Genomic DNA, 13,180 nt, shown 5'->3' with positions numbered 1-13,180 from the left:
GCGGCGCTCTCCACCAGTTGTCGGGGCGACCGGGCGCCGCCGAGGCTCTTCGCCTGGTACATGAGCGCGTCGGCACGGCTGAGCGCGTCGGTGAGCTGGGCCGGTCCGGTCACCGGGGCGAGCCCGACGGACGCGGTGACCCGGACGCTGCATCCGCTCAGCCGGATCGGCGCGGCGACTGTCTCACTGAGGCGGCGGGTGGCGTGCTCGATCCAGCGCCGGTCGACGGTGGGAGTGGAGAGCAGCCCGGCGAACTCGTCGCCGCCGAGGCGGGCGACGAGGTTGTCCCCGGCGAAGCCGGCGAGCCGCTCCGCCACGCTGATCAGCACCTGGTCGCCGGCGGCGTGCCCGTACTGGTCGTTGATCTGTTTGAAGTCGTTCAGGTCGAGGACCACGGCGATCAACGGCTCGCCGGCCGCGTCGGTGAGCAGGGTGGCCGCGAGGCGGTAGAAGGCGCGGCGGTTGGGCAGCCCGGTGAGGGGGTCGTGACTCGCGGCGTGCCGTTCGGCGGCCAGCTCGGCGTGGAGGTGCCCGATCTCGGTCTCGGCGCGCAACGCCCGCCGGCGTAGTTGCCAGGAGGAGAGCAGCGCACCAGCGGCACAGATGCCGGACGCGACACTCATCGGATCGGGCACGATCCCTCCCATCGCCTCGACCGCCTCCTGCCTCGGTCGACGCGGCGTGCCGCGTCGGGGCCACGTTTTGCCTGATGGTTGCCCCTGTGGGGGTAACTCAAAGTGAACGGATGGCCACCGGTCACGTGCGTTATCATGCTCGCCGTCCGGTGCAGATGCAATAGCAGATGCACGTGCATGACCGTCCACCGTCGATATGACACCCCTCTCGCCGTCACCGCTCCTCCCACGGCCACCGGCGGGCTCGTGAGCAGAAAGACGCCTCCATGCAGCAGCCACCCAATGGCGTACCGATCCACCAGTTGCCTCCGTTGAGCTGGCAGAAGAGCCGCCGCAGCAACCCCAGCGGCAACTGTGTCGAACTCGCCGAACTGCCCGAAGGGGCGGGCATCGCGGTCCGCAACTCGCGGCATCCCGAGGGGCCGGCACTGATCTACACGGTGGACGAGATCACCGCCTTCGTGCTCGGCGCGCGCGACGGCGACTTCGACCACCTCATCAACTGACCGTTCGCCAGTGGGAGCGTCCCGGCGACGGGACCGAAACACCGGTCCGGATGAGTTCACCTCACTGTCGGTCCATGGCATGCTTACTCGTCGGCCGGGCTGGGGTGTCTGGCCATCACGGGTTGGTGTCCGGAGGTCTGCACGTGACGATGGTTCCTGCCGAGGGTGGTCCGACGACCGGGCCGACGGTGCTCCGGATGCTGCTCGGCGCCCAGTTGCGCCGCCTGCGGGAGTCCAGCGGGGTGACCCGGGAGGGCGCCGGCTGGGAGATCCGCTCCTCCGAATCCAAGATCAGCCGTATGGAGCTGGGCCGGGTCGGTTTCAAGGAGCGTGACGTCTCCGACCTGCTGACGCTGTACGGCGTCACGGAGGAACACGAGCGTGACGCCCTGCTCAAGCTCGCGCGGGACGCCAACAGCCCCGGCTGGTGGCACCGCTACGGCGACGTGTTGCCGACCTGGTTCCAGTCGTACCTCGGCCTGGAGGCCGCGGCCGCACTGATCCGCAGCTACGAGGTGCAGTTCGTGCCCGGCCTCCTGCAGACCCGGGAGTACGCCAGGGCGGTCGTGCTGCTCGGACACGGCACGGCCGGGCCGGGCGAGATCGACCGACGCGTCGCCCTGCGGATGCAGCGTCAGCAGTTGCTGCACCGGGAGAGCCCGCCACAGTTCTGGGCCGTGGTGGACGAGGCGGCGCTGCGTCGGCCGATCGGTGGCCCCGAGGTCATGCGCGCCCAGCTCACCGCCCTCATCGAGGCGACCAAGTCACCGAACATCCGGCTCCAGGTCATCCCGTTCGCCGCAGGGGGTCACGCCGCCGCCGGGGGCGCCTTCACCATCCTGCGCTTCGGTGACCAGGAGCTGCCCGACATCGTCTACATCGAACAACTGACCAGCGCGATCTACCTCGACAAACGCGACGACCTGGACTACTACGCGGTGGCCATGGAACGGCTCTGTGTCGAGGCCGAGCCACCCGAGCGTACGGCGGAGATTCTCGGCCAACTGCTGGACGACCTCTATCCCGCCTGATCGTCGAGCGGGGCCACGGGGCCACCCGCCCTGGCACTACCATGGTCGACGAACGGCGACAGTGGACAGATCATGCGGGGGCTGCCTTGACCACAGATGCTGCGGGCACGACAGATGCTGCGGGCACGACGGCCGGGTCGCCGAGCGACCGGATCGACACCTCGGTGCCGCACCCGGCCCGCCGCTACAACTACTGGCTGGGCGGCAAGGACAACTTCCAGGCCGACCGGGAGTCCGGCGACGCGATAACCGCCGCCTTTCCGACCGTCCGCACCGCGGCCCTGGAAAACCGCCGCTTCCTGCAGCGGGCGGTGGGATACCTGGCCCGTGAGGCGGGCATCCGGCAGTTCCTCGACATCGGCACCGGCATCCCGACCGCCAACAACACCCACGAGGTCGCCCAGGCCATCGCTCCGGAAACCCGGGTGGTCTACGTGGACAACGACCCGATCGTGCTGGCCCACGCCCGCGCGCTGTTGAGCAGCTCGACGGCGGGCGCCACCGCCTACATCGACGCCGACCTGCGCGACCCGCAGCGGATCCTCGCGCACCCGGAGTTGAGCCGCACCATCGACCTGTCCCAGCCGGTCGCGCTCATGCTGGTCGCGGTCCTGCACTTCCTGCCCGACGAGGACGAGCCGTACGCGTTGGTGCGGCAGTTGCTCGACGCGCTGCCGGCCGGCAGCTACCTGGCCGCCTCGCACGGCACCCACGACTACCTTCCGCCGGCGGTCGCCGCGGACTTCCGGGCGAAGGCCCGAGAAGGTGGCCCGCACGGGCTGATCAACCTACGCGGCCGTGACGAGTTCGCCCGCTTCTTCGCCGATCTCGACATGGTCGAGCCGGGCATCACCTCGGTCGCCGAGTGGCGGGCGGAGAGCGAACCGCCGCCCCGTCCCTCGCCCGTCGAGGTGAGCGTGTTGGGCGCGGTCGCCCGCCTGTCCTGAACCGGCTGGCTCAACCCTGCGGCTGGCCGGACGGCTGCCGCTGAGCGACGTGGCGGCAGCACTCAGCGGCTGGCCGCCGGGGGTTGCGGCAGCCCTGAGAGGCATCGCCGACCTCCGAGTCGCATCCATCTATTGACCGACGCCGACTGGTCGAGCTAGTCTCTGTATCGATACAGACTGGATCGATACAGAGAGGTGCCGGTGAAGCCGACCCTGCAAGCCGTGGCCGACGCCGTGGGCGTCTCGCGCAGCACCGTGTCCAACGCCTACAGCCGCCCCGACCAGCTCTCCGCCACCCTGCGCGAGCGGATCCTGGACGCCGCCCGGCAACTCGGCTACCCCGGCCCCAACCCCACCGCCCGGTCCCTGCGCCGGGGCTTCGTCGGGTCGATCGGCGTGCTGTTCACCTCGCACCTGTCGTACGCCTTCACCGACCCGTTCGCGGTCCGCTTCCTCGCCGGGGTCGGCGTGGCCGCCGAGCGGCACGGCACCAGCATGCTGCTGGTGCCGCTGCCGCCGGCCGTGACCGACGCCCGGCGGGCGGTGGAGAACGCCGCGGTCGACGGATTCTGCGTCTACTGCGTGGCCGACGAGGAATGGGCGTTGGACGTGATCCGCGCCCGCGGACTGCCGTACGTCAGCACCGCCGCCCGCGACGACGCCGGCCCGGACGAGCGGTTCGTCGGCATCGACGAGCGTGCCGCGGCGCATGGCGTCGCCGCACACGTGGCCGGCCTCGGCCATCGCCGGGTGGCGCTGCTCGCCGATTCCGTCGTCCCCGACGCCCCCGCCGGCCCGCTGCGCCTGACCGGCGTGCACGAGGTGGGGCACCCCACCACCCGGGGCCGGCTCGCCGGATTCGCCGACGCGTTCGCCGAGGTCGGCGTCGAGTGGGCCGAGCTGACCCTGGTCAACGCCCCGGGCAACAGCCGCCAGGCGGCAGCCGCCGCCGTCGCCGGCCTGTTCGACTCACCGACGCCGCCGACCGCCGTGCTGGCCGGCTCGGACGTGCTGGCCCTCGGTGTGCTGGACGCCCTGGAGCAGCGGCCGGACGGCACCCGCTCGGCCGTCTCGGTGACCGGTTTCGACGATGTCCCCGAGGCCGCCGCCGCTGGCCTCACCACGGTCCGGCAGCCCGCCGAGGAGAAGGGCCGGATCGCCGCCGAACTCCTGCTCGACCCGCCCGCGGACGCCGCGGCCGGCCATGTGTTGTTGCCCACCGCACTCGTCGTCCGGACCTCCACCGGACCTGTCCCGAGGAGTTGACCATGGAACTTCCCACCGGATACGTCACCGCGCTCGACGCCATGAACCGGCACGTCAACTCGGCCCGACCGGATGCCCCGGTCCAGGTCGAACGCGTCCGTCCGGCCGTGCTCGCCCCGACCCGGCACGTCGTCGCCGTCGCCCTGCGCCGGCTCGCCGACCGCATCCAGCCGCGACCGCTGCCCGCCGCGCCGCGCTGCTCCTGACCCGACCGAAACTCATTTCCGGTACGCACGGGACGAACAGTGTGGGTCCGGGCAGGGTCCGGGCACGGAGGGTGGTCGAGTGAGGCTCGGCCAGGCAGACTGGTGAGGCCATGTCACCTTTCACGCCCACCCTCCGTCTCCACGACCGCTACGTGCTGCACGAGCGGATCGGGCTCGGTGGCATGTCCGAGGTGTGGCGGGCCGACGACGACGTGCTCGGCCGACCGGTCGCGATCAAGGTCCTTGCCGGGCAACTCGCCGCCGACCCGCAACTGCGGGCCACCATCCAACGCGAGGCCCGCGCGGCCGCCCGGCTGACCCACCCACACGTGACCCAGGTGTACGACTACGCCGAGGCGACACTGGCCGGCGGTGTCGTGGTCCCGTACCTGGTGATGGAACTCGTTGACGGTCACAACCTGGCCGACCGCCTGCGGGGCGGGCCATTGCCCTGGCCGGAGGCGGTCCGGGTGGCCGGGCAGATCGCCGCCGCGCTCGCCGCCGCGCACCGCATCGGCGTCGTGCACCGCGACGTCAAGCCGGGCAACGTGATGCTCACGGACACCGGGGCCAAGGTGCTCGACTTCGGTATCGCCGCGCTCGGCGGGCTCGACGGCCAGTCCGGCGAGCCGTTGATGGGCACCCCCGCCTACTTCGCCCCGGAGCGGCTGACCGCCGGCCCGCCCGATCCGGCCAGCGACGTGTACGCCCTCGGGGCGCTGCTCTACCGCACCCTCACCGGCCAGGCGCCGCTGCCCGTGCAGAGCTGGGAGGACGCCCTCGAGGTGCACCGACGCGGCACCCCGGTGCCGCCGCTGCGGGTGTCCGGCCTGCCCGCCGACATCGCCGAGCTGACCCTCGCCTGCCTGGCCGCCAACCCCGCCGACCGGCCGAGTGCCGCGCACCTGGCGCGCCGCTTCGGCGCCGGCCAGCCGGTCGAGCCGCCCACCGAACTGCTGCGCGTCCGGCCGGTGGCGCACCCTCCCACCCTGATCGACCGCTCGGCGGCCCGCCCTGCCCCGGTCGCCGCCGCCCCGGCCCGCCGCCGGTCGCGTCGGCCCCTCGTCGTGCTGGTCGCCGCCGGACTCGCCGTGCTGGTCGGCGTCGGTGCCCTGCTCGCCGAGGGTCCGTGGGGCACTCCGAGCGCGCCCACCTCGCCCCAGGTGGCCGCCGCCCCGCCGTCGTCCTCCGCTCCGAAGCCCGCACCCACGACGCACTCGCCGTCACCGGCGGCACCCTCCTCGCCCCGACCCAGCGCCAGCACCGCGCCCCCGACCACCGGGCAGGTGCCGGTCAGCTTTCGGGAGGTGACAAGCGAGTTCGCCGCCGTCCTCGCCGGGGCGGTCGCCCGCGGCGACGTCGACCCCAGGACCGCCGACGATCTGCGCGACGACCTCGACGACCTGAACCGGCGCACCAGGGACCGGGCCAAGCGGGTCGCCGAACTGCGCGAACACCTCTCCGAGCTGGTGGAACGCGACCGGCTGCCAGCGCAGACGGGCGCCCAACTGGACGCGCTGCTGACCCGGGCCAGCAGCTTCTCCATGGGCCGTACGGACGACTGATACCGCTGACGAACCCGCTGGCATGATGTGCCGATGCGGACACGTCTGATCTTCGTGCGACACGGCGAGTCGCTTCACCAGGTCGAAGGAATCGTGGGCGGGCCGCGTGGCTGCCGGGGCCTCACCGCCCTCGGCCACGAGCAGGCACACGACCTCGCCAACAGGCTCACCCGTGACGTTGCTGCCGACGGACCGGTGGCGGTCTACTCGTCCGTCCTGCGCCGAGCCGTCGAGACCGCGCAACCCATCGGCGCGGCGCTCGGCGTCCGACCGGTGGCCGACTGCGGTCTGTGCACCTGGCACACACCCCCGTACGCCGACGGTCTGCCGACCGCCCGCTTCCGCACCGAACACGCGGTGGCCGGTGGGGGTGTGTTCCGGCCGTTCGAGGAAGGCAACGAGAGCTGGGCCGAACTGGTGGTCCGGGTCAGCCGCGCGATCATGGAGATCGCGCATCGACACCGGGGCGGCACCGCGGTGCTGGTCGGCCACAGCGAGACCGTCGAGGGCGCTTTCCACGCGCTCGCCGCGCAGCCGATCTTCCGGGCGTTCGACCTGGACGTCGCCCCGGCCTCGATCACCGAATGGACCACCGATCACGACCCCGGCGGTTGGCCGCCGGCCCGGTGGACGCTGCGCCGCTTCGCTGACACCGGCGGGTGGGCCAAGGCGTGATCCAGCACCGCCGTGCCGGGGGAGGCGCGTGCCCTGGATGTCCTCCAGGACGCGCCGGCACGGCGTACTCGCCCACCGGTTTGCGCCGGCCGTAGTCTCACCGGCATGACGACAACGCAGACACACACCCTCGCCGTGCCCGGCGTCGACCTGGTCTACGACGTCCGCGGTCCGCTGCCGCCGTCCGGCGGGCACCCCGTGCTGCTCATGATCGGTCAACCGATGACGGCGGAGGGCTTCACCGCGCTCGCCCCGCACTTCACGGACCGAACCGTCGTCACCTACGACCCGCGCGGCCTCGGCCGCAGCGTCCGCACGGACGGCCGCACCGACCACACACCGCAGCAGCAGGCGGCCGACCTGCACCACCTGATCGAGGTGCTCGGCGTCGGTCCGGTCGACCTGTTCGCCAGCAGCGGCGGTGCGGTGACGGCCCTCGAACTCGTCGCGGCCTACCCGGGCGACGTCGTCACACTGGTGGCGCACGAGCCGCCGATCAACGCGGTGCTCCCCGACGCCGGGGCTGCCGAACGCGCTCGGGCCGACTTCTACCAGGCGTACCAGACGAAGGGCGCCGGTGCGGGCATGGCCGCCTTCATCGCGATGACGTCGTGGCAGGGCGAGTTCACCGACGCCTACTTCGCCCAGTCCGCCCCCGATCCGGCGATGTTCGGACTGTCCACCGAGGACGACGGCAGCCGCGACGACCCGCTGCTGTCGGACCTGTCCTGGGCGATCAGCGACTATCGTCCCGACGCGAGCCGGCTCACCTCGGCGCCGACCCGGATCGTGGTCGCCGTCGGCGAGGAGTCGGCGGGCACGTACACCGCGCGGACGGCCCTCGCCCTGGCGGCTCTGCTCGGCCAGGAGGCCGTGGTGTTCCCGAGTCACCACGGCGGCTTCCTCGGTGGCGAGTTCGGCTACGCGGGCAAGCCGGAGGAGTTCGCGGCACGGTTGCGGGAGGTGTTGGACGCCGGCTGACCGCCGTACTACTCCTCGGCCAGGAGTTGCTCGCGCAGGATGTCGGCGTGCCCGCAGTGCTGGGCCAGCTCGCGCAGCACGTGCAGGTACACCCAGCGCAACGGCAGCGGACCGCGCCGGTTGCCGCGCAGGATGTCGTCCAGGCCCAGCGAGGACGTCGCGCGGCGGGAGGCAACGCACGCCTCGCGGTGTGCGCGCTGGATCGACGCGATCGTGTCGTCGTCGTCGAGGATGAACGACTCGTCCGGTGTGGCGGGGATGCCGATCTCGGCGCGGGACCGGCACGTGATGGCCTCGTCGAACCAGACCTTCTCCACGACGGTGGCGTGCTTCACCAGGCCCAGCAGCGTGGTCCGGGACGGCACCAACGAGCGGCGCGCCTGCTCCTCGGTCAGCCCGTCCAGACAGCCGTTGAGCGCTCGGCGATGCTCATCGATGAACGTCTCGATCTGCGTCCGCGCCGGCTGGTCGATGACATCGTCGGCGAAGGTCTCCGGTAAGGAAGTCACCCGCGGAGCATTCCAAGGTCAGGGTCGAGGCGCAAACACAGCCCCTCAGCCAAAGGAGAGAAGAGCACCACGCTCGTCGAAGCGGGCCGTGCCCGCCCAGGCAATCTCCCAGCGGTTGCCCTCCGGGTCGGCGATGTAACCGGAGCGCCCACCCCAGGGCCGGCCGGTCGGCGCCGCCACCACCGTCGCACCCGCCTCGACGGCCGCGGCGAAGGCCGTGTCGACCTCGTCGCGGCTGTCGACGTTGCACGCCAGGGTGACGCCGGACCAACCTCCCGCCGGATCGGGCACGTCCGGCGCCGCCTCGGCGGCCAACTCGGGCAACGGGAAGAGCGCGAACAGGACGCCACCGAGCAGGAAGGCCGCCCAGCCGTCGTCGCTGGCCGGCAGCTCGGGCCACCCCAGGGACCGGTAGAAGGACCGCAGCGCGCCGATGTCACGTGCTCCCAGCGTGACCACGGACAGGCGGGAGGGGACGGTGCTCATCAGCTGATCCTGCCCGAGGCGTACGACACCGGTCGTCGTTCAGTCGGGGCGGCCGGCGAAGTGCTCTGCAAGCACCGGCGCCAGCACCTCGTCCGAAACGCCGTGCCACTCACCGGGCAGCGTGCGGTGCCGCCCGGCGGGCAGCATCTCGGCCACCCCTCGCGCCCAGCCGCGCAGCCGTGCGTCGCTCTGCTCACTGTCGAGCACCAACGTCGGGATCGTGAGCGTGGTCAGTGCCCCGGCCGGCAGGGCCGTGAGCAGGGTGAGGTCGTAGACCAGAGTGTGTGCCAGGGCTTGCAGGGCCGGCCAACCCGGCCTCTCGCGCATGCCGTCGATCATCTCCGCCGGCACTCCGATGCTGCGCTGGAAGTGCAGCACCGCGTCGCCGCGCCGCCCGTCGGCTACCAACCTGGTGATGTCCGCGGCCAGGTCCGGCTCGTCGGGCGACTGCTCCCGCTGCTCGAACGGCGGCTCCAGCACGGCCAGCCGGGTGACCGGCAGGCCACCGGTCGCGGCGAGCAACGCCAGCACCGCGCCGGAGGAGAAGCCGTACAGGGCGGCAGACCCGCCGGCCGCGTCGTCGATCAGAGCCCGCAGATCCTCGACCTCCCGCTGCGGGGCATACGGCGAGGTGTCGGTGCTCTGCCCCCGGCCCCGCCGGTCATAGGTCAGCACGGTGAACTCCTTGGCCAGGTGAGCGGCCAGTGACCTCATCGGACCCATTTCGCGGAATCCGCCCGCCGCGTCCACCAGGATCACCGGCGGGCCGGTGCCGCTGCGCTCGTACGCGATGCTGGTGCCGTCCGCCGAGCGGACCGTGCCGGTCATCACGGCCTCGCCCATGGGGCCTCCTCGTGTCGATGACGTGGCCCCCACGGTAGGCGGTGGGTCCGACGTCGGCGGCCCGTTCAACCGAGGCTCGCGCCGACCGACTCTCCCGGCTCGGTGCCCGCGCGCGCGACGACCTCGCCCTCCGGCGTCCACACCCCGGACCGTCCGGCCGCCTCGGTGAAACCACCGCCGGTCGAGCCGGCGAAACTCGCCACCGCCACCCAGACCCGATGCGCGGTGGCGATCCGGTGCGCCCGCTGGTCCATCACGGCGGCGTCGCGTGCGGACTGCGCGACACCCGCCGCGTAGACGTCGATCCCGAGCGCCGCGGTCCGCTCCGCGTGCGCGGTGACGCCGGTGTCCTTGCAGACCGCCAACCCCACCCGCCAGCCGTCCACATCGAGCACGGCCGGCGCGTCGCCCGGCCGGAACCGGCGGGCCTCGGCGGCACCCAGGCACATCTTCCGGTACGCCAGTGTCACCCCGGCGCCGGTCACCGCCAGCACCGCGATGTGGTCGCCGGCGACCGGTGCGCCGGCCAGGGCCAACGTGCCCGTCTCGGCGCACGCCTCGACCAGAGGCGCCAACCGCGGGTCGTCGACCGGCATGACCGGCGCCTCCAACTCGTACCCCGTCAGGGACAGTTCGGGAAAGACCACCACCCGGGCACCCGCCGCGCGGACCGCGGCGGCGTGCGTCCGCGCGTTCTGCGCGACATCCAGGGGTACGCACAGCGGCTGCGCCACCGCGAGCCGCAGCGGGGTGCGGTTTTCCCCACCTCCACCGGTGTGGTCGATTCGCGCAGCCGGGCGGTCAACCGCATGGTCGGCTCTCAGGTTTACTTCGTACGGTGGGCGCATGATTCGAACGTCCCACGCCCTGCTCGCCACCGGAACCCCCACCGCCGCAGCGGAACCACCGCAGGGCGGCCTCGTCGGTTACGTCAGTGACCTGGTGGAACGACTCGGTGGGCCGGGCGCCGGTCTGGCGGTGGCGCTGGAGAACCTGTTCCCGCCGATCCCCAGCGAGGTGATCCTGCCGCTGGCCGGGTTCGTCGCGGCGCAGGGCCGGATGAGTCTGGTCGGTGCGATCTTCTGGACCACGCTGGGCTCGGCGGTGGGCGCGCTGGCGCTCTACCTGGTCGGCGCAGCGCTGGGCCGCGACCGGATGCGCGCCATCGTGGCCCGGCTGCCGCTGGTGAAGCTCAGCGACGTGGACCGGACCGAGGCGTGGTTCCTCCGGCACGGTGTCAAGGCGGTCTTCTTCGGCCGGATGATCCCGATCTTCCGGAGCCTGATCTCCATCCCGGCCGGGGTGGAGCGCATGCCGGTGGGCACGTTCCTGCTCTACACCACGCTGGGCAGCCTGATCTGGAACACCACATTCGTCCTCGCCGGTTATCTGCTCGGCGACAACTGGCACCTCGTCGAGGGGTACGCGAGCACACTCCAGAAAGTGGTGATCGTGGTTTGCGTGGCGGTGGCCGCCTGGTTCGTCGGGTCCCGCGTGCTGCGCGCCCGCCGTGCCGCCCGCAACCCCGAACCGGCCGGTCCCGGTGCCCCCGCGAGTGACGAGGCGGTCCTCGGAGTGCCTGATCCGGGTGGGCGCGGCACTCTCTACCGAAGCGGTTCGTGGACCTCGAACGCGCGCTGACCCAGCCCGCCGCGATCGGTGCCGTCTCGCACCCTCCGGCGTACAAGATGCTCAACGTTGGGCTTCATATCCCTTGGCCGCGGTTTGGCCGATTCCTGGCTGATCATCGCCAACTGGGGCGTTCGGTCCAGGTGTGCCGGGCGCGCTCGGGCTGAATGTCCGCTTATGGGTGGTATCTGGCTGTGGTCGGGCGCACCCGTGGGCCGGAATCATGGCGGGGCCGGGGTCGTTACATACCCTGACGATCGCAGGACCACCGCCCCGCCGCCCGGCCCGCCGGGGGTGGGAATGCGGGACCCGGTCGGGTCGTTGCAGTCCCCACGAACGACCGCGCGCACCGCCTTCACGTGGGTGCCGATGGATGGGCCGCCCCCCGGAATGACCCCGGCCCCCCGGTCGTTACACCTGGACCCCGGCGCCCTGAGCCCTCCGCTCGGTAGGTCGCCGACTCCGACGCCCGACAGGGTGTCACCCCTTCAGACTTCCCCCTTGTGAACGTGCAGCGCCGGACGAGGTGCTCACACCCTGCCGCCGTTCCCCCCTTTTGGCGGTCGGGGTGTCCTACCCCCGAAGGAGCTACCCCCATGAACACGATCATGCGTAAGAGCGTCCTGTCCGTTGCTGGTCTCGCGTTCGCCGGTGGAGTGTTCGCCGGCCCGATCGCCGCCCACGCCGCCACCCCGGTCGAGGGCAAGCCCGTCGCGGCCGCCGTGCAGACCACCGCCCCGAAGCCGCAGGGCGCCCAGTCGCACATCGACCTCAACGACGAGAAGACCGCCAACGTCAAGGCGATCATCGCCGCCACGAAGAAGGCCGGCCTCCCGGAGCGCGCCGCGGTGATCTCGATCGCGACGAGCCTGCAGGAGTCGAAGCTGGACAACCTCGGCCACCTCGGCGACGCCAACGACCACGACTCGCTGGGCCTGTTCCAGCAGCGCCCGTCCAGTGGTTGGGGTACCCCGGAGCAGATCACCGACCCGGCCTACTCGACGACGGCGTTCCTCAAGGGCCTCAAGCAGGTCGACGGGTGGCAGGACATGCCGCTGACCGAGGCCGCGCAGACCGTCCAGGTCTCCGCCTACCCCGACGCCTACGCCCAGTGGGAGCAGCAGGCCACCGACCTCGTCGCCCAGCACTGGAACAGCTGACACCAGCACCACCGCACCAGCACCACCCGCACGACACCGACCGCTGGCCGGCGCCCCGCAACTCGGGGTGCCGGCCAGCGGCGTATCCGCCGCCCGGTCGGGGCTCCGCGCTAACCACCGCACTGGCCGCGTCCCGCTCCGCCGAGATCGAACGCGGCTGAGCGGTGAGGTGCCCGACGCACCTCTCGGGCGTGCCAGGGAGTTGATTGCCCGGCCTGATCGGTGGTTGTCCGGAGATCTTGGACAGTTTCCGTTCGCGCGAAACGGTAACTGTCCAAGATCTCGCCAACCGCCGACCGCCACTGCGCGACCGTCCACCGATCGTGCTCGATCCTGGTTGTAGTCCCCTCGGTCGGCAACGGTGGCCACTACAACCAGGATCGAGCACGATCTTGTAAGCAAGGGCAAGGGCAAGGGCAAGGGCAAGGGCAAGGGCAAGGGCAAGGGCAAGGGCAAGGGCAAGGGCAAGGGCAAGGGCAAGGGGCACGCGACTACCGCCGCGCGACCGCCCGCCGTGACCGCGACTGCCACCGCGACCGTTACCCCCCACGCACCGTCGCGTCCGCTCCGCCGCCGTCACCGTCGTGTGGCGGCTTGGCGGTGGGTATGGGCGTGGGGAACATCGTGGGGATCCGGCTGGTTGTGCAGGGTGTCGGTGTGACTCAGTGTCCCCGGGCCTCACCTAATATCGCCTTCGCGGAATACCGTTCGGCTGGAGCCGCGTCGCGCCACTCGCCGCGA

The 13,180-nt window shown here is 71.8% G+C and carries 14 protein-coding genes and 1 pseudogene; 10 read left to right on the top strand and 5 right to left on the bottom strand.

From position 1 onward, the window contains the following. Positions 1–2: 2 nt before the first annotated feature. Positions 3–635, bottom strand: a pseudogene (locus tag AB0C01_RS04980) (GGDEF domain-containing protein); the annotation flags it as partial. Between the two features lie 266 nt (positions 636–901). On the opposite strand from AB0C01_RS04980, the gene AB0C01_RS04975 reads away from it, so the two are divergent. The 8 genes from AB0C01_RS04975 (at position 902) to AB0C01_RS04940 (ending at position 7,812) form a co-directional block, all read left to right on the top strand. Beyond that, a complete protein-coding gene (locus AB0C01_RS04975; RefSeq protein WP_355031495.1) occupies positions 902–1,141 on the top strand; it encodes a DUF397 domain-containing protein in 240 nt (79 codons plus the stop codon). Positions 1,142–1,284: 143 nt separating this feature from the next. Further along, positions 1,285–2,172 (top strand): helix-turn-helix transcriptional regulator, encoded by an 888-nt coding sequence (locus tag AB0C01_RS04970; RefSeq protein WP_357239501.1) that lies wholly within the window; start codon positions 1,285–1,287, stop codon positions 2,170–2,172. An 86-nt stretch (positions 2,173–2,258) separates the two neighbouring features. Continuing rightward, a complete protein-coding gene (locus AB0C01_RS04965) occupies positions 2,259–3,119 on the top strand; it encodes an SAM-dependent methyltransferase (protein WP_357239498.1) in 861 nt (286 codons plus the stop codon). A 201-nt stretch (positions 3,120–3,320) separates the two neighbouring features. Then, positions 3,321–4,385: a LacI family DNA-binding transcriptional regulator gene (locus AB0C01_RS04960; protein ID WP_357570266.1), complete on the top strand. Its 1,065-nt coding sequence runs from the start codon at positions 3,321–3,323 to the stop codon at positions 4,383–4,385. Positions 4,386–4,387: 2 nt separating this feature from the next. After that, positions 4,388–4,591: a hypothetical protein gene (locus AB0C01_RS04955; RefSeq protein ID WP_357239492.1), complete on the top strand. Its 204-nt coding sequence runs from the start codon at positions 4,388–4,390 to the stop codon at positions 4,589–4,591. Between the two features lie 110 nt (positions 4,592–4,701). Continuing rightward, positions 4,702–6,156 carry a serine/threonine-protein kinase gene (locus tag AB0C01_RS04950; RefSeq protein WP_357239489.1) on the top strand — a complete coding sequence of 485 codons (1,455 nt, stop codon included), beginning with the start codon at positions 4,702–4,704 and terminating at the stop codon, positions 6,154–6,156. Between the two features lie 33 nt (positions 6,157–6,189). Beyond that, positions 6,190–6,831: a histidine phosphatase family protein gene (locus AB0C01_RS04945; protein ID WP_357239486.1), complete on the top strand. Its 642-nt coding sequence runs from the start codon at positions 6,190–6,192 to the stop codon at positions 6,829–6,831. Positions 6,832–6,936: 105 nt separating this feature from the next. Beyond that, positions 6,937–7,812 carry an alpha/beta hydrolase gene (locus AB0C01_RS04940; RefSeq protein WP_357570265.1) on the top strand — a complete coding sequence of 292 codons (876 nt, stop codon included), beginning with the start codon at positions 6,937–6,939 and terminating at the stop codon, positions 7,810–7,812. An 8-nt stretch (positions 7,813–7,820) separates the two neighbouring features. On the opposite strand, the gene AB0C01_RS04935 is transcribed toward AB0C01_RS04940, so the two are convergent. The 4 genes from AB0C01_RS04935 to AB0C01_RS04920 form a co-directional block, all read right to left on the bottom strand. Continuing rightward, complete coding sequence (locus AB0C01_RS04935; protein WP_357239480.1) at positions 7,821–8,321, bottom strand: DinB family protein; 501 nt, start codon at positions 8,319–8,321, stop codon at positions 7,821–7,823. 45 nt (positions 8,322–8,366) lie between these two features. Further along, positions 8,367–8,807 (bottom strand): VOC family protein, encoded by a 441-nt coding sequence (locus AB0C01_RS04930; RefSeq protein ID WP_357570264.1) that lies wholly within the window; start codon positions 8,805–8,807, stop codon positions 8,367–8,369. A gap of 39 nt (positions 8,808–8,846) precedes the next feature. Next, the gene (locus tag AB0C01_RS04925) at positions 8,847–9,650 is read right to left on the bottom strand and encodes an alpha/beta hydrolase (RefSeq protein WP_357570263.1); all 804 of its coding nucleotides are present in this window, start codon (positions 9,648–9,650) and stop codon (positions 8,847–8,849) included. Positions 9,651–9,715: 65 nt separating this feature from the next. After that, on the bottom strand, positions 9,716–10,396 hold the full coding sequence (locus AB0C01_RS04920) for a carbon-nitrogen hydrolase family protein (protein WP_357570695.1): 681 nt from the start codon (positions 10,394–10,396) through the stop codon (positions 9,716–9,718). 100 nt (positions 10,397–10,496) lie between these two features. Between AB0C01_RS04920 and AB0C01_RS04915 the strand changes: the two genes are divergently transcribed. Beyond that, positions 10,497–11,291, top strand: coding sequence for a DedA family protein (locus AB0C01_RS04915; protein ID WP_357239469.1), 795 nt, complete (start codon positions 10,497–10,499; stop codon positions 11,289–11,291). Positions 11,292–11,875: 584 nt separating this feature from the next. Then, positions 11,876–12,439, top strand: a complete 564-nt coding sequence (locus AB0C01_RS04910; RefSeq protein WP_357570262.1) for a hypothetical protein — start codon at positions 11,876–11,878, stop codon at positions 12,437–12,439. Positions 12,440–13,180 lie beyond the last annotated feature (741 nt).

The organism is Micromonospora sp. NPDC048905, from assembly GCF_040649655.1.
Taxonomy (GTDB): Bacteria; Actinomycetota; Actinomycetes; order Mycobacteriales; family Micromonosporaceae; genus Micromonospora.
Note: the sequence above shows the minus strand (reverse complement) of the source record. Positions and strands in the feature narration are given on the sequence as shown.

Coding starts and splice junctions, on each gene's coding strand:
- AB0C01_RS04940 (WP_357570265.1), top strand. CDS start 6,937: ATGACGACAACGCAGACACACACCCTCGCCGTGCCCGGCGTCGACCTG.
- AB0C01_RS04945 (WP_357239486.1), top strand. CDS start 6,190: ATGCGGACACGTCTGATCTTCGTGCGACACGGCGAGTCGCTTCACCAG.
- AB0C01_RS04910 (WP_357570262.1), top strand. CDS start 11,876: ATGAACACGATCATGCGTAAGAGCGTCCTGTCCGTTGCTGGTCTCGCG.
- AB0C01_RS04930 (WP_357570264.1), bottom strand. CDS start 8,807: ATGAGCACCGTCCCCTCCCGCCTGTCCGTGGTCACGCTGGGAGCACGT.
- AB0C01_RS04925 (WP_357570263.1), bottom strand. CDS start 9,650: ATGGGCGAGGCCGTGATGACCGGCACGGTCCGCTCGGCGGACGGCACC.
- AB0C01_RS04975 (WP_355031495.1), top strand. CDS start 902: ATGCAGCAGCCACCCAATGGCGTACCGATCCACCAGTTGCCTCCGTTG.
- AB0C01_RS04955 (WP_357239492.1), top strand. CDS start 4,388: ATGGAACTTCCCACCGGATACGTCACCGCGCTCGACGCCATGAACCGG.
- AB0C01_RS04915 (WP_357239469.1), top strand. CDS start 10,497: ATGATTCGAACGTCCCACGCCCTGCTCGCCACCGGAACCCCCACCGCC.
- AB0C01_RS04950 (WP_357239489.1), top strand. CDS start 4,702: ATGTCACCTTTCACGCCCACCCTCCGTCTCCACGACCGCTACGTGCTG.